Genomic DNA, 17,440 nt, shown 5'->3' with positions numbered 1-17,440 from the left:
TTATCGGATGAAGCTGCGCTTAATTCGCTCAATCATCCGATTCGTGATCTGAAACGAGTTTCGCAACCACCACATGCCTACGATCGGTGTCGAGATTCGAACCGCCAATACCTAACCCACCACGCGTGAAGGACCACACCGTGCCCGTCGCTCCGGATCCGCATCAATCGTTCGGCTCCTACGCACATCCTCACCGACTAGTAACCACAGAGTGGCTATCGGCAAACATCGGCACGCCCGGACTCAAGATCGTCGAGTCCAACGAGGACATATTGCTATACGACATCGGCCATGTCCCGGGTGCCATCAAGATCGACTGGCGTTCCGAACTGATCGATTCTCGTACGCGCGATGTCGTCGACGGCGCGACCTTCGCCAACCTTATGCGGCTCAAGGGCATCGAGCGCGATGACACCGTGGTCATCTACGGCGATAAATCCAATGGCACCGCGGCCGCCACCCTGTGGGTGTTCTCCCTCTTCGGACACGAGGACGTGCGCCTGCTGGACGGCGGCCGGGACGCCTGGATCTCCGAGGCCCGCGACACCACGTTCGAGGTGCCCGCGGCCGGGCTCGGCGAATACCCGGTGCTCGATCGCGACGACAAGACCGCGCGGGCCTTCCGCGACGACGTGGTCGCGCATCTGGGCGGCCCGCTCATCGACGCGCGCGCGTTCGAGGAGTACACCGGCGAACTGGTCGTGCTCGACCGCCCCGAGGAGCAGGCGCTGCGCGCCGGGCACATTCCCACCGCGGTCGCCATCCCGTGGACCTCCTCGGTCGGCGCGGACGCGCGCTTCCGCCCGCGGGCGGAACTGGATGTCATCTACGGCGCTGTCGCGGACGGCGTGGCGCCCCTGGTCTACTCGCGCATCGGCGAGCGTTCGGCGCTGACCTGGTTCGTCCTGACGTACCTGCTGGGTGTGTACGGTGTCCGCAACTACGACGGCTCCTGGACCGAGTGGGCCAATGCGGTCGGCGCCCCTATCGCGATCGGGGATCAACCGGGCACGGTTCCGCCGAAAGTGGCAAGCTCGTAACGCTCGAGCCCCCTTCCAGTGATTCATCGGGGGAGGGTTCGGTGAGAATCTGGTAGAACAGGTTCTAGAAAAGTGGTCCCGGGGGTCGCATTGCTCACTCTTCGGGCCTACTGTTCAGTAGCCCTATCCCCGTGCGGTGATTGTTGGCACGATGCCTACAATCCCGACTGACGAAAGTATCCAGAGCACAGGAGGCTCAGTGCCCAACCATGCCAACGCGCAGATCACGAAGGTCCTCGTAGCCAACCGAGGCGAGATCGCCGTGCGCGTGATCCGGGCTGCCAAGGACGCCGGGATCACCAGCGTCGCCGTGTACGCCGAGCCGGACGCGGATGCGCCGTTCGTGAAGCTCGCCGACGAGGCGTTCGCGCTGGGCGGCCAGACCTCCGCCGAGTCGTACCTGGTGTTCGACAAGATTCTCGACGCCGCCGCCAAGGCCGGCGCGGACGCGATCCACCCCGGTTACGGTTTCCTTTCCGAGAACGCCGATTTCGCGCAGGCGGTGCTGGATGCCGGGCTGATCTGGATCGGTCCCTCCCCGCAGTCGATTCGCGATCTGGGTGACAAGGTCACCGCCCGCCACATCGCCGAGCGCGCCAAGGCGCCGATGGCCGCGGGCACCAAGGATCCGGTCAAGAACGCCGACGAGGTCGTCGCGTTCGCCAAGGAGTTCGGCGTGCCGGTGGCCATCAAGGCCGCGTTCGGTGGTGGCGGTCGCGGCATGAAGGTCGCGCACACCATCGAGGAGATCCCGGAGCTGTTCGAGTCCGCCACCCGTGAGGCGATCGCGGCCTTCGGTCGCGGTGAGTGCTTCGTGGAGCAGTACCTGGACAAGGCCCGCCACGTCGAGGCGCAGGTCATCGCCGACAAGCACGGCAATGTCGTGGTCGCCGGCACTCGTGACTGCTCGCTGCAGCGTCGCTTCCAGAAGCTGGTGGAAGAGGCTCCGGCCCCGTTCCTCTCCGACGAGGTGCGCGCCAAGATTCACGCCTCGGCCAAGGCGATCTGCCGGGAGGCCGGCTACTACGGCGCCGGCACCGTGGAGTACCTGGTGCAGGGCGAGACCGTGTCGTTCCTCGAGGTGAACACGCGTCTGCAGGTCGAACACCCGGTCACCGAGGAGACCGCGGGAATCGACCTGGTGCGTCAGCAGTTCCGCATCGCCGAGGGCCACGAGCTGTCGATCAAGGAAGATCCGACGCCGCGCGGGCACTCCTTCGAGTTCCGCATCAACGGTGAGGACGCCGGCCGCGGCTTCCTGCCCGCGCCGGGCCCGGTCACCGTGTACAAGGAGCCCACCGGTCCGGGTGTGCGCGTGGATTCCGGCGTGGTCGCGGGCAGCGTGATCGGCGGCCAGTTCGACTCCATGCTGGCCAAGCTGATCGTCACCGGCGAGAACCGCGAGCAGGCGCTGCAGCGTGCCGCCCGCGCGCTGGCCGAGTACGAGATCGAGGGCCTGGCCACGGTCCTGCCGTTCCACCGCCACATCGTGGAGAACCCGGCGTTCATCGGTGACGGCACCAAGTTCGACGTCTACACCAAGTGGATCGAGAACGAGTGGGACAACCCGATCCAGCCCTACACCGGCGGCCAGCCGATCGAGGACGAGGACGAGGCGCCGCGCCAGAAGGTGGTCGTCGAGGTCGGCGGTCGTCGGCTGGAAGTGTCGCTGCCGGGCCAGTTCTCGGTGGGCGCCGCGGCCGCTCCGGCCGGTAACGGCGCGGGTGTGGTGCGCAAGAAGCCCAAGCCGCGCAAGCGCGGTGGCGCGGGCGGCGGCGCGGCCTCCGGTGACGCGGTGACCGCCCCGATGCAGGGCACCGTGGTGAAGGTGGCCGTGGAAGAGGGCCAGACCGTCGAAGCCGGGGATCTGGTCGTGGTGCTCGAGGCCATGAAGATGGAGAACCCGGTCACCGCCCACAAGGCCGGCGTCATCACCGGTCTCGCGGTGGAGGCCGGTGCCGCCATCACCCAGGGCACCGTGCTGGCCGAGATCAAGTAAGTCAGCCAAGGCAATTCGGGAAGGGCCGCTCACCTGCGAGGTGGGCGGCCCTTCGCGCTAATGTCGTGGCATGGCTGAACCACCCGAGATCCGTATCGGTACCGCCGAGCGTGAGGACGCGATGCGGCGGCTGTCGGACCATTTCGCGGCCGGACGGCTGAGCGTGGCCGAATTCGACGAGCGCAGCGGGGTCGTGGCCCAGGCGCTGACGCGCGGCGATCTGGATCGGGTCTTCACCGATCTGCCGGAGCCGGTCGCCGAGAAGCCCGTTGCGGCGCAACGGGAGTCGCGCTTCGGCACGCATTGGCCCGAGCGCGTGATGCCCGTGATTCCGATCCTCGCGGTGATCCTGTTCTTCGTCACGCACCAGTGGTGGGTGTTCCTGCTGATACCGCTGGCCGGTGCGCTGCTGTTCGGGGAGAGCAGCCGCGAGCGGCAGCAGCGCCGGGTGCGCCTCGAGAAGCGTGACCGCAAGCGGCAGCGCCGACTGGACCGGGGTTCGGAGGACTGATGGAACCCATCGAAATCAATGCGGGCAGTTGGTATCTGCGCGCGCTGCGGGCCGACGAGCGCATCGACGACCGCCCCGCGCTGGCCGACGGCGGCATCACCGATCCCGGCTACGTGGCGCGGCGCACCGCCGAATGGGCGGCGGAGAGCCACTTCTCGTGGGCCGTGTGCGTGCCCACCACGGCCGAACTGGTCGCCGAGATCGGCGTCCAGCCGCATGCCGACGGCACCGCCACCGTGACCGGCTGGGCGCGTGACGGATACGCCGAGGCGTTGGCGGACAGCCTGGTCACCGTGCGCCGCTTCACCGCCGGTGCCCTCGGCCTCGAACCGATCGACGCGTGAACCGGCGCCGGAGTGGTCCGGTCCGGATAACCGATCGAATCTCGTAAACCCGCCTCTGCCAGCAGGAATGGCTCGCACGCGGGAAAAATGAGTCGTGCCCGCGCCCCGTCTGGGAGACCCTGGAGTCGCATCCGAAACCGACGACCAGGGGAGGCGGTTATGTGGAGCTGGAGTGAACACGTAGCGAAACGGGCGGCGGCGTCGTCGCCCGTCGACTGGCGGACTCGGGAACCCGAACCCACGGTGACCGATCCGGAGTACACCGAGACCACCGACGACGACGGCATGAACGGGCCGAACCGTCCGGGCGAGGAGATCTCCGAGGACGCACTCGCGGGACTGTTCGACGCCCTCGCCGACATGCTGCACGCCCTGCCCGGCGTCCACTGACGTCCGGACCGCGGCCCGTGCCGGGACCGCGGGAACGCACTCGAGGGGCGGGTCCGAATCCGGACCCGCCCCTTCGCCGTGTCTCAGGTGGCGAGCCGCGGCCCCGGCGCGGGGGAGTAGCGTTCCTGCGCATGGAGAGGTTGCCCCTGGATGCCGATGTGCTGGCCCGCAGTGTGAACGACGACGCGGGGCTGAGATTCTTCTCGGCCGTCGAGGTGGTCGAGTCGACCGGGTCGACCAATGCGGATCTGGTCGCGCGCGCCGCGGATCCCGCCGCCGATCGGCTGGTGTTGATCGCGGAGTCGCAGGATCGCGGCCGGGGCCGCCACGATCGGCGCTGGGTGGGCCCGCCGCGCGCCCAGATCGCCCTGTCGCTGCTGGTGCGGGTGCGGGGCATCGATCCGGCGGTGCTGGGCTGGCTGCCGCTGCTGACCGGTGTCGCGGTGGTGGACGCGGTGCGCGCCGCGACGGGGGTGAAGGCAATCCTGAAGTGGCCCAACGACGTTCTGGTGGAGGGCCGCAAGCTGGCGGGCATACTCGCCGAGATCGCCGCCACCGGAAGCGATCCGGCCGTGGTGGTCGGCGTCGGCCTGAACGTGAGCCTCACTGAGCCGGAACTGCCGGTGCCGCATGCCACTTCGCTGCTGCTGTGCGGGGTCGAGGAACCGGATCGCACCGCCCTGGTGCTCGCCATGCTGCGGGAGTTCGCGCGGCGTTTCACCGCGTGGGAGGCCGCGGGCTGGGATGTCGCGGAGCTCGCGGCCGCCTACCGGGAGCGCTGCTCCACCATCGGCAGCGAGGTCCGCGCCGAATTGCCGGGCGGTGAGGTGATCACCGGCACCGCCACCGGCGTGGACGCGAACGGCCGCCTGCTCATCGGCGCGCGCGCCGTCTCCGCGGGCGATGTGACCCACCTGCGCGCCGAGTACTGACCCGGGACTACGCCGGGTACCGACCCGGGACTACGGCGGCGGCTGGGTCGGCGTGCCCGGCTCGCCGGTCTCGGATTCGCTCTTCACATCCGGTTTGTCGGCGCGGGGGAGCGCGGCGCCCGGTGGCGTGAAGCCTTCGGGAACGGGGAACGGCAGAGCGGTGGTGGTCGGAGCGGCCGTCGCCTGCGGTGGCAGCGCCGCGGAGGTGGGCGGCAGCACCGCGGAGTTCTGGGGCGCGGGCGCCGCCGTCGAGGCCGGCGGCGGGAGTTCGGACGACTCCGCCGAAGGCTCGGGCGACGGGCTGGCCGAAAGTCGCGGGGCCGGTGGCGGTTTGACGTACGAGGTCGCTCCGCCCGTGGACTGCCGGGGCGCCGCGGTGGTGATCGGCGCGGGCGTCGAGGTCGCCACCGGCGCCACGGGCTGCTGCGACGGCGCCGGAGCCGGCGGCGAATGCCGATCGGATTGCCAGACCGCCCAACCCGACCCGCCTCCGACGAGCAGCGCCGCGAGGGCGACCGCCGCCGCGAAACGACGTGGAAACACCGGTGCGCGCGGGGATTCGGCCCCGCCGCCGCCCGGCCGGAGCGGCATGACCACCGCCGCGGGCCCAGCGCCGAGAGACCCATCGGCTGCGGCATCCACCGGCGCGACGGTCTCGGTGAGCGTCCGGGTGGCCGGTATCACCGGCACCGGCGCGGTGGCAGACGCCGCGGCGCGGGTGAGCGCGACGTGGGCCGCGGCGGCGAACTCGCCCGCCGTCTCGAAGCGCTGTGCCGGATCCTTGGCGAGGGCGCGGACGATGACGTCGTCGAGTTCGGCGGGGAAGCTCGGATCGCAGTCGGTGACATGCGGCGGATCGGTGTGCAGGTGCGCGTGCATCTGCCCGACCGCGTCGGGTTCGGGGAAGGGCCTTCGGCCGGTGAGGGTTTCGTAGAGCACGCAGCCCAGCGAGTAGATGTCGGAGCGGCAGTCGGCGCTGCCGGTGAACCGTTCGGGCGCCATGTATCCGGGGGTGCCGATGATCAGGCTCGCGCCGGTGAGCGTGCTCTGCCCGATCTGCTGGACGGTGCCGAAGTCGATGAGATACGCGAATCCGCTGGGCATCACGATGATGTTGGCGGGCTTGACATCCCGGTGCACCAGGCCGCGTTTGTGCGCCTCGTCGAGGGCGGCGGCGATCTGCGTGACGACGTCGACCGCGGTCGCCGGGGGCAGCCGCCCGTCGTTGCGCAGTAGCTTGCCCAGGTCGGAGCCCTCGACGTAGGCCATGTCGATGAACAGCTGCCCATCCTGCTCACCGAAGGTGTGGATGGGCACCACGTGTGGTTCGCGCAGCCGTGCGGCCAGCCGCGCCTCGCGCTGGAAACGCTGCCGGAAGGTGTCGTCGGCGGCGAGCTCGCGGGCCAGCAGTTTCAGCGCGACGGTGCGGTCGGTGCGGGTGTCGTGGGCCCGCCACACCTGACCGGTACCGCCGTTGCCCAGCAGGTTCTCGAGTCGGTAGGGGCCGAATCGCCTGTCCCCCATGGGAAGCCCTTTCGTACCGGGAGTCGTCCCATATCGACTACCCCGGATCGGGCACAGTGTTCATGCGGGTTTGGTTTTCTGCGGGTTTCGGCCCGGGCCCGGCTGGTGCGTCGTGCTCAGACCGTTTGCAGTTCGCGGCGCGCGGCTTCGCGGGCGAGCATGCGGTCGCGCTGCTCCTCGAACTTCGCGACGTCCTGGGTCAGCCGCTCCAGATAGGCGGCCAGCTCCTCGCGCGCCCGCTCCCCGCGCGGACCGAAGTCGTTGCGCTCGAACACATTCCAGTTCTTGAGCACCGGCGCGACGACGTCCTCCAGATGCTGGCGCAGATCGTAGATGCCGTGCTTGGCCATGATGACCCCGTTGCGGCGGAAGTTGGGCATCCCGTGGCCGGGCATCACGAAATGCGTGAGCACCTTGGTGATCGCCTCCAGCGCCTGATCGGGCACCAGATCCAGGCCGGCTCCGCACAGGGTGCGGTAGAAGATCATGTGCAGGTTCTCGTCGGCGGCGATGCGCTGCAGCATGCGATCGGCGATCGGGTCGTCGCACACCCGGCCGGTATTGCGGTGCGAGACCCGGGTCGCCAATTCCTGGAACGTCACATAGGCGACATTCTCCAGAAAGCCGCCCCAATTCTCCGGGGACTGCACGCCATTGGTCATGTGAATCATGCGCGCCTGTTCCAGCGCCACGGGATCCACGCCGCGGGTCACCACCAGATAGTCGCGAATCACGATGCCGTGCCGGTTCTCCTCGGCCGTCCACCGGCCCACCCAGGTGCCCCACGCGCCGTCCTGGGAGAAGTTCTCGGCGATCTCGCGGTGGTAGCTGGGCAGATTGTCCTCGGTGAGCAGGTTGGTCACCATCGCGATCTTGGCGACCTCGCTCAATCGCGACTGCGAGGGATCCCAGTCCTCGCCGCCCATCGCCGCGAAATTGCGGCCCTGCTCCCACGGCACGTAATCGTGCGGATGCCACTCCTTGGCCATCGACAGATGGCGATTCAGGTTGGCCTCCGCCACGGGTTCGAGCTCGCGAAGAATCTGATACTGCGTCAACTCTCGGGTCACACACGCCTCCTGTGTCATACACACACCGGGTAGAGCCTGAAAGGTCTGGTAGATCCTGAAAGGGTCTTGCTCGGAACAAGCGTGAACCGCACGATTGTGCCCCGGCGTCCAGTCGCGCGTGAGGCATTCGGGGACATACCCGAGATAGGGTTTCGGCATGGGTTATCCGGAGGAAGCGCTAGCGCCCGAAGAGGTGCTGCTGCTGCATCGTCATCCGCATTGGAAGATGTTGTTCTGGCCCGCTGTGACTTTCATCCTGATCACCGCATTGGCCGGATTCGGCCTGGGGGTGAGCATGCACAATACCGCCGGCACCCTGCAGACCGGTTTGCTGATCGGCATTCTGGTGGTGTGGGCCGCGATCGTGCTGTGGCGCAGCGTCGCTCCGCTCATCCGGTGGAAGTCGACGCATTTCATCGTGACCGATCGGCGCGTGCTGATCCGGCAGGGCGTGCTCACCCACACCGGTATCGACATTCCCATGAACCGGATCTCGAATGTGCAGTTCCGCCATCGCCTGTTCGACCGCATGCTGGGCACCGGCACCCTGATCATCGGCTCGTCGTCGGAGGATCCGCTGGAGTACGACGACATCCCGCATGTGCAGAAGGTGCACGCGATGCTGTATCACCAGGTCTTCGATGTGGTGCAGAACAATCCGAACGGCGGCGGCTGCTACGGATCCGCCGGGGTCAACCCGTAGTCTGGTGCCGTGACCGCAGTACTGCTGGCCGAAGACGACGAGGCCATCGCCGCCCCGTTGTCGCGCGCCCTGGGCCGTGAGGGCTACTCGGTGACCGTGGAGAGCTACGGTCCCGCCGTGTTGGAGCGGGCCCTGGAAGGCGGTCACGACCTGCTCATCCTGGATCTGGGGCTACCCGGCATGGACGGGCTGGAGGTGTGCCGGCAGGTGCGGGCGCGCGGCGCGGATCTGGCCGTGCTGATGCTCACCGCCCGCACCGACGAGGTGGATTTCGTGGTCGGTCTCGACGCCGGCGCCGACGACTATGTGGGCAAGCCCTTCCGGCTCGCCGAACTGCTGGCCCGGGTGCGAGCGTTGTTGCGGCGCAGCGGAATCGGTGACGAGGCGGTCGAGGTGGGCGGTATCCGGCTGGAGCCGGCCGCACGCCGCGTGCTGGTCAACAGCATCGAGGTGAATCTGGCCAACAAGGAGTACGAGCTGCTGAAGGTGCTCATCGACCGGGCCGGGCAGGTGGTCTCGCGCGAGACCATTCTGCGCGAGGTCTGGGGCGACGCCGATCTGCGCGGCTCCAAGACCCTGGACATGCACATGTCGTGGCTGCGCCGCAAGATCGGCGACGAGGGCCCGGTGGCGGAACGCCGGATCGTCACCGTCCGCGGCGTAGGCTTCCGCCTCAATACCGACTAGCTCCGCGCTTGAACCGATCTGTTGTGCTCTTCCGCGCGCGTCAAACCCCCGACCCCGAAGGCTCGGCGAAGCGAGGCATCTCGACGATGAGACGCAGGATCCTGCTGTCCATGGTGGCCGCGTTGACCCTCACCACCCTGGTTCTCGGTGTGCCGCTGGCATTCACGGCCTGGCAGTGGGTCGAGGACATCAACCGCAACGAACTGCGCAACCGGCTGGGCAACATCTCCGAGGAGGTGACGCGGCAGGAGCGCGACGGCGTGGTGCACGGCGACCTGGACACCAAGGCGGTGCGCCTGCTGATCCCGGCGGACGGCAAGCTGACCATCATCTATCCGACGCCGACCGAACAGAACAAACGCGTCGACGTCGGCGCGGACACGGTGGCCGATCCGCTGGCCGAATCGCTGTCGATGGGCACCGACGGCTCGCTGCGGCTGGAAGTGCCCTCCGCGCCAATGCATTCCATGCAGCGGCAGGCGCTGGGCGCGGTGCTGGGCCTGGTGCTCATCTCGCTGGGCGCGGGCATCGCGGTGGCGGTGGTGACCGCGCGGCGGGTCGCCGACCCGCTGCGGGATGTGGCGGCCCGCGCGGCCCGGCTGGCCATGGGCGATTTCCGGGCCGATCCGCGCCGCCACGGCATCACCGAACTCGACCGCGTCTCGGACGTCTTGGATTCGGCCACAGTGGAAATCGCCGGTCGCCTGCAACGCGAGCACGCCTTGGTCGCGGACGTCTCGCATCAGCTGCGCAGCCGGTTGACGGCGGTGCGGCTGCGCCTGGACGAGCTGTCGGCGCATTCGGATCCGGCGGTGGTGCACGAGGCGGAAGAGGCCATGGCACAGGTGGATCGGCTCACCGACGCCATCGACGAACTGGTGCGCGCCTCCCGCGACGAGGGCGCCGCCGAGCGCGATCCGGTGCCCGTGATCGCCGAATTGCGCAGTGTCGTCGCGGAATGGCGGCATCCCTTCGCCGAGGCGGGCCGCAAACTGGTGCTGCTGGGCGATCCGACTCTCAAAGCGCCCGTGACGGGTTCGCGTTTGCGCGAGGCGCTGGCGGTGCTGGTCGACAACGCGCTCATGCACGGTGGCGGCACCTGCACGGTGTCGGTGCGCACGGTGGCGGGCCGCATGGACGACCGGGAGCCGCTGGTGGTGGTGGAGGTCGCCGACGAGGGCGACGGCGTGCGAGACGAGTTGGCGCCGCACATCTTCGACCGCGGCTTCTCCGCCGCCGGCTCCACCGGCGTCGGGCTGGCGCTGGCGCGGGCGCTCATCGAAGCCGACGGCGGACGTCTCGAACTCCAGCGTCGCCGACCCGCCCTGTTCGCGGTGTTCCTGGGCTCTTCCGGGGTCGCGTCCCGGCCGATCGCGGTCGGCACCGAGCCGCGCTGATCTTCTATCGATTCTCTAACTGTTCGCTAGCCGCCGCTGAGAAGTCGCTTCCTACCGTCGGATTCGTCAACAGGAAGCGACGAGCGATCGTCGAGAGAACAGGAGAGATGTCATGCCGAAGTTCACCGTCCGCCGCACCGTCGCCGCCGGCGTCCTCGGAACCGCCGCCCTCGGGCTGCTGGCCGTCCCGGCGGTCGCCAGCGCCGCCACGCCCGATTCGATTGCCTCCCTGGTGAATACCGGCAGCGCGGGCAGCTCGGGCGGTCCGGATGTGGCGGGCCCGAACGCGGTGCCCGCCACCCCGCTGCGGCCCGGACAGCCGCTGCCCGGCGGCGTCATCGTGCAGCAGGCTCGCCCGGGCGATCCGTCGCAGACGGTCACCGTGTCCCCGGCTCGCTGAGAATCGTCCTCAGGTCCCGTCCGTATCGTCTGATCGTGTGACGGGTCCCCGGATTCTGATTGTGGACGATGACGTCAGGGTGCTGGCGTCGGTGGCGCGGGGGCTCCGGATGTCGGGTTTCGAGGTCGAGACCGCGGCGGACGGGGCCGCCGCGCTGCGCCATATCGCCGCCGACGCCCCGCAGGCCATGCTGCTGGATCTGAACATGCCGAATCTGGATGGCGTCCAGGTCGTCACGGCCCTGCGCGCGCTGGGCAACGACATCCCGATCTGCGTGCTGAGCGCCCGCGCCGAGGTCACCGATCGCATCGACGCCCTCGAGGCGGGCGCCGACGACTACCTGACCAAACCCTTCGACCTGGGCGAACTGGTGGCGCGGCTGCGCGCCATGCTGCGCCGCGCCCCCGCGCCGACGCATGTCGACGACGACCGCATCGTGGTGGGCCCGCTCAGTGTGCGGCCCGGCGCCCGCCGCGCCGCCGTCGACGGCACCCCGCTCGACCTCACCAAACGCGAATTCGACCTGCTCGCCGCGCTGGCTTCCGCGCCCGGCCAGGTCTTCTCGCGCACCCAGCTGCTGGACCTGGTCTGGGGCTACGACTTCGAGACCCAGACCAAGGTGGTGGACGTGTTCGTCTCGTATCTGCGCCGCAAGATCGAGGACGCGGGCGCGCCGCGGCTCGTCCACACCGTGCGCGGCGTCGGATTCGTACTGCGGACCGAGCCGTGAGTAGAGCGCGGTCGGCCCGGCGGCCGATGCGCGCCCCGATGTCGTTGCGGGCGCGGGTCGCCCTGGCCAGTGCGGCGACGGCGGCGCTGGTGGTGGCGGCCATGTCGGTGGTCTTGTTCGCGTTCGCCCCGACCGACGCCGCCGGTCAGGCGGGCCGGGTGATCCGGGCGATCGCGCTGACCCCCGCCACCGAACTGCCCGCACAATCGGCGGCTCCCGCGCTGCCGGTCTCCCCGTCCCCGGGCGTGATCATCACCCAGAGCGAGCCGGGCGCTCCCGAGTACTCGCGCACCGTGGCAGTGAACGGCAACCCGGTCGCCGTGACCGTCCCCCATGCCGTGGTCTCGGATTCGGCGGCGCGGCAACGGCTTCGGATCCTGGCCGTCGGCGCGGCGGGCGTGGCGCTGGCGGCCCTGCTGGGCTGGTATTTCGCACATCGCGCGGTGGTGCCGCTGCGGCGGCTGACGGCGGCCACGGCCGGACTCGGGGAGGGGCTGACCCTGGAAACCCCGCGCCACCCGGTGGCCAGCGAGACCACGGAATTGGCCGACGCCATGAACACCCTGCTCGACCGCATCGCCACCGAGCGGCGGCACACCGGTGAAGCCCTGGTCACCGCACGGGATTTCGCCGCGACGGCCGCGCACGAACTGCGCACGCCGCTGACCGCCATGCGCACCGATCTCCAGGTGCTGCGCTCCATGCCGCTGTCGGAGCCCGAGCGCGCCGAGATCGTGGCGGAGCTCCTCGCCACGCAGAGCGCGGTCGAGTCCACGCTGCATGCGCTGGAACGGCTGGCGGTCGGTGATCTGACCACCGAATCCGATTGGGCGGACCTGGATCTGGGCCAGCTCATCGACCAGGTGGTGGATGACGCCCGCCGAGCGCATCCGGGTGTGACGATGATCGCGGTGGGAGCCGAACCGGTACGGGTGCGCGGGCTGGTGGCGGGATTGCGGTCGGTGGTGGAGAACGCGATCACCAACGCGGTGCGGCACGGTCACGCGGATCGCATCGAGATCGTCACAGGGAGCGCCGGTGATCAGGTCGTCTTGACGATCGACGACAACGGCGACGGTATCGAGGAAGGGGAGCGGGAGCGCGTGTTCGAGCGCTTCTACCGCGTGAGCGAAACCCCCGGCAGCGGGCTGGGTCTGGCGCTGGTCGCCCAGCAGGCCCGGTTACACGGTGGTGCGGCGACAATCGAGGAAAGCCCGGAAGGCGGTGTCCGCCTGCGGATCACCCTCAGCTGTGACCGAGCTGCTCCTCGTTCTCGGTGACCAGATCCACGAATTCGTCCTGCAGTTCCTGCATTTCGTCCGGAAAGACCCATTTCTTCATGGCGTAGAAGCGGAACGCCATTTGCAGCAGGTTGCCGATGATGAACGCGCTGAAGAAGTCCGCGATGTTCTCGACGGTGAAACTCACATTGGGCTGACGCAGGTCGAACACGTAGCTCGACACCCACAGCGGCAGCGCGGCCAGGCCGACGCCGATTCCGCTGACCAGGAAGAACAGCAGTGCCTCGTGATGCTTCTCGCGACCGCCGCGCTTGTCGAAGGTCCATTCCCGGTTCAGGATGTAGGACACGATGACCGCGACGGTGCCCGACATGATGCGGGCCACGGTCGGCTTGGTGTCCAGGATCGTCCATTTCAGGACGTAGAAAATGCCCAGGTCGATGACGAACGTGGTCGCACCGACAATCGCGAACTTCAGCAGTTCGTAATGGCGGTCCGCGAGGGCCCGCAGGGGAGCGGGCAGGCGATTGACCACTTCGTCGACAAATGACACGTAGCGAGTCTACGTCTCCGGAAGAAGGTGTGTACCCCCGGTACAAATAGGGGCAGATTCGGCTTGCGCACCCGCCCGGATACCTGTCACGCGACCCGATGGTCGGCGTCCGGCGGGTGCCTGACAATATTGTCCAGCGTGAGCGCCCGTTCCTTCGATTCCGCCGCGATGCCGACCGTCACCATGATCGGCGGTGGCCAGCTCGCGCGCATGACCCATCAGGCGGCCATCGCGCTGGGCCAGCGGCTGCGCGTGCTCGCCGAGCGCCCCGACGATCCGGCCGCCCAGGTCACGCCGGAGGTGGTGCTGGGCCACCACGACGATCTGGCCGCGCTGCGCAAGGCCGCGGTCGGGTCGTACGCGCTGACCTTCGATCACGAGCACGTGCCGACCGAGCATCTCGAGGCGCTCATCGCCGAGGGCGTGAACGTGCAGCCGCCCCCGCACGCGCTGATCTTCGCGCAGGACAAGTTGCGCATGCGCCACAAGCTCGCCGAGCTGGGCGTGCCGATCCCGGCCTACACCGAGGTGACCTCGGTCGCGGACGCGGCGGCCTTCGCCGACGCCAACGGCTGGCCGTTCGTGCTCAAGGCGGTGCGCGGCGGCTACGACGGCCGCGGCGTCTGGATGCCCGCCGACCTCGCCGAGGCCACCGCCATCGTCGAAGACCAACTCGCGCACGGGGTCTCGCTGATGGCCGAGGCCAAGGTGGAGCTGAAGCGGGAGCTGTCGGCCATGGTGGCGCGCTCCCCGTTCGGTCAGGCCGCCGCCTGGCCGGTGGTGGAGACGGTGCAGCGCAACGGCCAGTGCGCGGTCGTCATCGCGCCCGCCCAGGACCTCGCCCAGGCCAAGGCCACCGAGGCCGAGGCCCTGGCCCTGCGGCTGGCCTCGGAACTCGGCGTCACCGGTGCGATGGCGGTGGAGCTGTTCGAGACCCACTCCGGTGAGCTGCTGGTCAACGAACTCGCCATGCGCCCGCACAATTCGGGCCACTGGGGCATGGACGGCGCCTGTACCGGCCAGTTCGAACAGCATCTGCGCGCGGTCCTGGACTACCCGCTGGGCAGCACCAAGCCGCTGGCTCCCGTGACCGTCATGGCCAATATCCTCGGCGCGGCCGAAGTCCCCGAGATGTCCATGGACGAACGCCTGCACCATCTTTCGGCCCGCATCCCGGACGCCAAGGTGCACCTCTACGGCAAGGGCGAGCGCCCCGACCGCAAGATCGGGCACATCAACATCCTCGGCGACGACCCCGCCGAGACCCGCGAAAAGGCCGAGCGCGCGGCACATTGGATGTCGCACGCCGTGTGGACCGACGGATGGGATCACCACCATGACTGACACTGCCCAGGTCGGGCTCATCATGGGCTCCGACTCCGACTGGCCCACCATGGAGGCCGCCGCCGAGGCCCTCGCCGAATTCGGTATCCGCTTCGAGGTCGGCGTGGTCTCGGCGCACCGCACCCCGCAGCGCATGCTCGACTACGCCAAGTCGGCCGCCGACCGCGGTATCAAGGTCATCATCGCGGGTGCGGGCGGCGCGGCCCACCTGCCGGGCATGGTCGCCTCGGCCACCCCGCTGCCCGTCATCGGCGTCCCCGTCCCGCTGAAGTACCTCGACGGCATGGATTCCCTGCTGTCGATCGTCCAGATGCCGGCGGGCGTCCCGGTCGCCACCGTCTCCATCGGCGGCGCCCGCAATGCCGGCCTGCTGGCCGTCCGCATCCTCGCCGCCGCCGACGCCGGGCTGCGCGCCCGCATGGAGCAGTTCCAGGCGGGCCTCGAGCAGATGGTCCTGCAGAAGGACGAGGCGCTGCGCACCAAACTCCTGGGCTGACACCGTCCGCCCGGGGCGGTCGCTACCGTTGGCGGATGCCCACTGACCAGCCTGCGCGGCCGCGCGCCGACGTGGATTCGACCGAACGCCGCTTGACCGTGGTGGATCAGGCCTTGCGTCTGTTCGCCGAAAAGGGTTACGAGGCAACGACGGTGGACGAGATCGCGGAGGCGGCGGGCATCTCGCGGCGGACCTTCTTCCGGCAGTTCCGCTCGAAGGAAGACGTGGTGTTCGCCGATCACGAATCGCAGCTGGCGCGGGCGCGGGCGTTTCTGGACGCGGCGCAGGGCGATCCGTGGGATGCCGTGTGCGAGGCGGTCGCGGAGGTGTTCGAGCGGTTCACGCAGTGGCGGGAGATCGCGGCGCGGCGCTACGGGGTGGTGCGGCAGGTGCCGACGCTGCGGGAGCGGGAGATCGTGACGGTGTTCCGCTACGAGCGGTTGTTCACCGATTACCTGCGCCGAAAGCTGCCCGGGACATCGGATCTGGCGCTGGTGCAGTTCACCGCCGCGGTGACGGCGACGCACAACTATCTGCTGCGGCGTATGGTCCGGGGCGAGTCGGCGGCGAGTGCGGGGGATCTGCGCTCGGCGCTGGCCGCCATCCCGCGCGGCGGGCGGGATGCCGCCCCGGCCTCCGGCGAGATGGTGGTCGCGGTGTTCCCCCGGGACCTGGCGCCCCGGCAGGTTGCCGATCTGCTGGCCCGTCGCCTCGCCGCGCCCGATTCGAGCGATAAGCTGTGAACCGTCCGCAGTGGCACATATGACACTGCGTGCCATGAAAATGTGAGCAAGTACCCGCACGTGGCCGCGATATCGCGGCGTATAGTTGGCTTCGACTGGCACTGAGTGCCGCACAAGTTGGCGATGCTGGGCAACCAGCGGCGATCCCCCGACGACCAGGAGACACCCCATGGCGGGCAACCCCGATTTCAACTTGTTCCAGCTCGAGGACTTCCACCACGAGCTGCGCGAGGCCATCCGCGGCCTGGCCGAGAAGGAGATCGCCCCCTACGCGAAGGACGTGGACGGCAACTCCCGCTTTCCCGAGGAGGCGCTGACCGCCCTCAACGCGGCCGGCTTCAACGCCGTGCACGTGCCCGACACCTACGGCGGCCAGGGCGCGGACTCCGTCGCCACCTGCATCGTGATCGAAGAGGTCGCCCGCGTCTGCGGTTCCTCCTCGCTCATCCCGGCCGTCAACAAGCTCGGCACCATGGGCCTGATCCTCAACGGTTCCGAGGAGCTCAAGCACAAGGTGCTCGCCGACATCGTCGCGGGCAAGATGGCCTCCTACGCGCTGTCCGAGCGGGAGGCCGGCTCCGACGCCGCCTCCATGCGCACCCGCGCCCGCCAGGACGGCGACGGCTGGATCATCAACGGCTCCAAGTGCTGGATCACCAACGGCGGCAAGTCCGATTGGTACACCGTCATGGCCGTCACCGATCCGGAGAAGGGCGCCAACGGCATCTCCTCGTTCATGGTCCACAAGGACGACGAGGGCTTCGTGGTCGGCCCGCTCGAGCACAAGCTGGGCATCAAGGGTTCCCCGACCGCCGAGCTGTACTTCGAGAACTGCAAGGTCCCCGGCGACCGCATCGTCGGCGAGCCCGGCACCGGTTTCAAGACAGCGCTGCAGACCCTCGACCACACCCGCCCGACCATCGGCGCGCAGGCCGTCGGCATCGCGCAGGGCGCCCTGGACGCCGCGATCGCCTACACCAAGGACCGCAAGCAGTTCGGCAAGACCATCGCGTCCTTCCAGAACACCGAGTTCATGCTGGCCGACATGGCCATGAAGATCGAGGCCGCCCGCCTCATGGTCTACACCTCGGCCGCCCGCGCCGAGCGTGGCGAGAAGAACCTCGGCTTCATCTCGGCCGCGGCCAAGTGCTTCGCCTCCGATGTGGCCATGGAGGTCACCACCAACGCGGTGCAGCTCTTCGGCGGCGCCGGCTACACCACCGACTTCCCGGTGGAGCGCATGATGCGCGATGCCAAGATCACCCAGATCTACGAGGGCACCAACCAGATCCAGCGCGTCGTCATGTCGCGTCAGATCCTGCGCTGAGCGCGGGAG

At 68.9% G+C, this 17,440-nt stretch carries 18 protein-coding genes and 1 pseudogene; 16 read left to right on the top strand and 3 right to left on the bottom strand.

Translation table 11 applies throughout. The features are described from left to right. The first annotated feature begins 140 nt into the window (after positions 1-140). From D7D52_RS15440 to D7D52_RS15420, 6 genes are all read left to right on the top strand, one after another. Positions 141-1,040: a sulfurtransferase gene (locus tag D7D52_RS15440; protein WP_120744137.1), complete on the top strand. Its 900-nt coding sequence runs from the start codon at positions 141-143 to the stop codon at positions 1,038-1,040. A gap of 199 nt (positions 1,041-1,239) precedes the next feature. After that, positions 1,240-3,039 carry an ATP-binding protein gene (locus tag D7D52_RS15435; protein ID WP_120737128.1) on the top strand — a complete coding sequence of 600 codons (1,800 nt, stop codon included), beginning with the start codon at positions 1,240-1,242 and terminating at the stop codon, positions 3,037-3,039. 70 nt (positions 3,040-3,109) lie between these two features. Then, on the top strand, positions 3,110-3,550 hold the full coding sequence (locus D7D52_RS15430) for a DUF1707 SHOCT-like domain-containing protein (protein WP_120737126.1): 441 nt from the start codon (positions 3,110-3,112) through the stop codon (positions 3,548-3,550). Continuing rightward, positions 3,550-3,894: a hypothetical protein gene (locus D7D52_RS15425; protein ID WP_120737125.1), complete on the top strand. Its 345-nt coding sequence runs from the start codon at positions 3,550-3,552 to the stop codon at positions 3,892-3,894. Before D7D52_RS15430 ends, D7D52_RS15425 begins: the two co-directional genes overlap by 1 nt. Positions 3,895-4,053: 159 nt before the next feature. Continuing rightward, positions 4,054-4,284 carry a hypothetical protein gene (locus D7D52_RS37760; protein WP_162958327.1) on the top strand — a complete coding sequence of 77 codons (231 nt, stop codon included), beginning with the start codon at positions 4,054-4,056 and terminating at the stop codon, positions 4,282-4,284. A 131-nt stretch (positions 4,285-4,415) separates the two neighbouring features. Then, entirely contained in the window at positions 4,416-5,216 is an 801-nt protein-coding gene (locus tag D7D52_RS15420; protein ID WP_120737122.1) for a biotin--[acetyl-CoA-carboxylase] ligase, read from the top strand. Between the two features lie 30 nt (positions 5,217-5,246). Here the strand turns inward: D7D52_RS15420 and D7D52_RS15415 are convergent, their stop codons facing one another. Continuing rightward, positions 5,247-6,740, bottom strand: coding sequence for a serine/threonine-protein kinase (locus D7D52_RS15415; RefSeq protein WP_120737120.1), 1,494 nt, complete (start codon positions 6,738-6,740; stop codon positions 5,247-5,249). Between the two features lie 116 nt (positions 6,741-6,856). Next, positions 6,857-7,810, bottom strand: a complete 954-nt coding sequence (locus D7D52_RS15410) for an acyl-ACP desaturase (RefSeq protein WP_120737118.1) — start codon at positions 7,808-7,810, stop codon at positions 6,857-6,859. Positions 7,811-7,967: 157 nt separating this feature from the next. Between D7D52_RS15410 and D7D52_RS15405 the strand changes: the two genes are divergently transcribed. The 6 genes from D7D52_RS15405 (at position 7,968) to D7D52_RS15385 (ending at position 13,007) form a co-directional block, all read left to right on the top strand. Further along, positions 7,968-8,513 carry a PH domain-containing protein gene (locus D7D52_RS15405; RefSeq protein ID WP_120737116.1) on the top strand — a complete coding sequence of 182 codons (546 nt, stop codon included), beginning with the start codon at positions 7,968-7,970 and terminating at the stop codon, positions 8,511-8,513. Between the two features lie 9 nt (positions 8,514-8,522). Further along, positions 8,523-9,200 carry a response regulator transcription factor gene (locus D7D52_RS15400; protein ID WP_120737114.1) on the top strand — a complete coding sequence of 226 codons (678 nt, stop codon included), beginning with the start codon at positions 8,523-8,525 and terminating at the stop codon, positions 9,198-9,200. Positions 9,201-9,286: 86 nt separating this feature from the next. Next, positions 9,287-10,597, top strand: coding sequence for a sensor histidine kinase (locus D7D52_RS15395; RefSeq protein WP_120737112.1), 1,311 nt, complete (start codon positions 9,287-9,289; stop codon positions 10,595-10,597). Between the two features lie 112 nt (positions 10,598-10,709). After that, a complete protein-coding gene (locus D7D52_RS39170; protein ID WP_246023876.1) occupies positions 10,710-10,997 on the top strand; it encodes a hypothetical protein in 288 nt (95 codons plus the stop codon). A 37-nt stretch (positions 10,998-11,034) separates the two neighbouring features. Next, positions 11,035-11,727, top strand: coding sequence for a response regulator transcription factor (locus D7D52_RS15390; protein ID WP_246023875.1), 693 nt, complete (start codon positions 11,035-11,037; stop codon positions 11,725-11,727). A gap of 26 nt (positions 11,728-11,753) precedes the next feature. After that, entirely contained in the window at positions 11,754-13,007 is a 1,254-nt protein-coding gene (locus tag D7D52_RS15385) for a sensor histidine kinase (protein WP_120737108.1), read from the top strand. Here D7D52_RS15385 and D7D52_RS15380 read toward each other — a convergent pair. Then, positions 12,988-13,521, bottom strand: a pseudogene (locus D7D52_RS15380) (GtrA family protein); the annotation flags it as partial. The gene D7D52_RS15385 and the pseudogene D7D52_RS15380 overlap by 20 nt on opposite strands. A gap of 138 nt (positions 13,522-13,659) precedes the next feature. Here D7D52_RS15380 and D7D52_RS15375 point away from each other — a divergent pair. The 4 genes from D7D52_RS15375 to D7D52_RS15360 all read left to right on the top strand — a co-directional run bounded on the left by D7D52_RS15375 (position 13,660) and on the right by D7D52_RS15360 (position 17,431). Beyond that, positions 13,660-14,865 (top strand): 5-(carboxyamino)imidazole ribonucleotide synthase, encoded by a 1,206-nt coding sequence (locus tag D7D52_RS15375; protein ID WP_425464634.1) that lies wholly within the window; start codon positions 13,660-13,662, stop codon positions 14,863-14,865. After that, a complete protein-coding gene (purE, locus tag D7D52_RS15370; RefSeq protein ID WP_120737104.1) occupies positions 14,858-15,361 on the top strand; it encodes a 5-(carboxyamino)imidazole ribonucleotide mutase in 504 nt (167 codons plus the stop codon). The genes D7D52_RS15375 and purE overlap by 8 nt, the downstream gene beginning before the upstream one ends. Before the next feature lie 35 nt (positions 15,362-15,396). Then, the gene (locus tag D7D52_RS15365; protein WP_120737102.1) at positions 15,397-16,104 is read left to right on the top strand and encodes a TetR family transcriptional regulator; all 708 of its coding nucleotides are present in this window, start codon (positions 15,397-15,399) and stop codon (positions 16,102-16,104) included. A 169-nt stretch (positions 16,105-16,273) separates the two neighbouring features. Further along, positions 16,274-17,431: an acyl-CoA dehydrogenase gene (locus D7D52_RS15360; RefSeq protein WP_120737100.1), complete on the top strand. Its 1,158-nt coding sequence runs from the start codon at positions 16,274-16,276 to the stop codon at positions 17,429-17,431. Positions 17,432-17,440: the final 9 nt, after the last annotated feature.

It is taken from the genome of Nocardia yunnanensis (genome assembly GCF_003626895.1).
Taxonomy (GTDB): domain Bacteria; phylum Actinomycetota; class Actinomycetes; order Mycobacteriales; family Mycobacteriaceae; genus Nocardia; species Nocardia yunnanensis.
Note: the sequence above shows the minus strand (reverse complement) of the source record. Positions and strands in the feature narration are given on the sequence as shown.

What these genes read in the sequence shown, in the direction of transcription:
- D7D52_RS15430 (WP_120737126.1), top strand. Translation starts at nt 3,110, where the DNA reads ATGGCTGAACCACCCGAGATCCGTATCGGTACCGCCGAGCGTGAGGAC.
- purE (WP_120737104.1), top strand. Translation starts at nt 14,858, where the DNA reads ATGACTGACACTGCCCAGGTCGGGCTCATCATGGGCTCCGACTCCGAC.
- D7D52_RS15420 (WP_120737122.1), top strand. Translation starts at nt 4,416, where the DNA reads ATGGAGAGGTTGCCCCTGGATGCCGATGTGCTGGCCCGCAGTGTGAAC.
- D7D52_RS15365 (WP_120737102.1), top strand. Translation starts at nt 15,397, where the DNA reads ATGCCCACTGACCAGCCTGCGCGGCCGCGCGCCGACGTGGATTCGACC.
- D7D52_RS37760 (WP_162958327.1), top strand. Translation starts at nt 4,054, where the DNA reads ATGTGGAGCTGGAGTGAACACGTAGCGAAACGGGCGGCGGCGTCGTCG.
- D7D52_RS15415 (WP_120737120.1), bottom strand. Translation starts at nt 6,740, where the DNA reads ATGGGGGACAGGCGATTCGGCCCCTACCGACTCGAGAACCTGCTGGGC.
- D7D52_RS39170 (WP_246023876.1), top strand. Translation starts at nt 10,710, where the DNA reads ATGCCGAAGTTCACCGTCCGCCGCACCGTCGCCGCCGGCGTCCTCGGA.
- D7D52_RS15425 (WP_120737125.1), top strand. Translation starts at nt 3,550, where the DNA reads ATGGAACCCATCGAAATCAATGCGGGCAGTTGGTATCTGCGCGCGCTG.
- D7D52_RS15360 (WP_120737100.1), top strand. Translation starts at nt 16,274, where the DNA reads ATGGCGGGCAACCCCGATTTCAACTTGTTCCAGCTCGAGGACTTCCAC.
- D7D52_RS15395 (WP_120737112.1), top strand. Translation starts at nt 9,287, where the DNA reads ATGAGACGCAGGATCCTGCTGTCCATGGTGGCCGCGTTGACCCTCACC.
- D7D52_RS15405 (WP_120737116.1), top strand. Translation starts at nt 7,968, where the DNA reads ATGGGTTATCCGGAGGAAGCGCTAGCGCCCGAAGAGGTGCTGCTGCTG.
- D7D52_RS15385 (WP_120737108.1), top strand. Translation starts at nt 11,754, where the DNA reads ATGCGCGCCCCGATGTCGTTGCGGGCGCGGGTCGCCCTGGCCAGTGCG.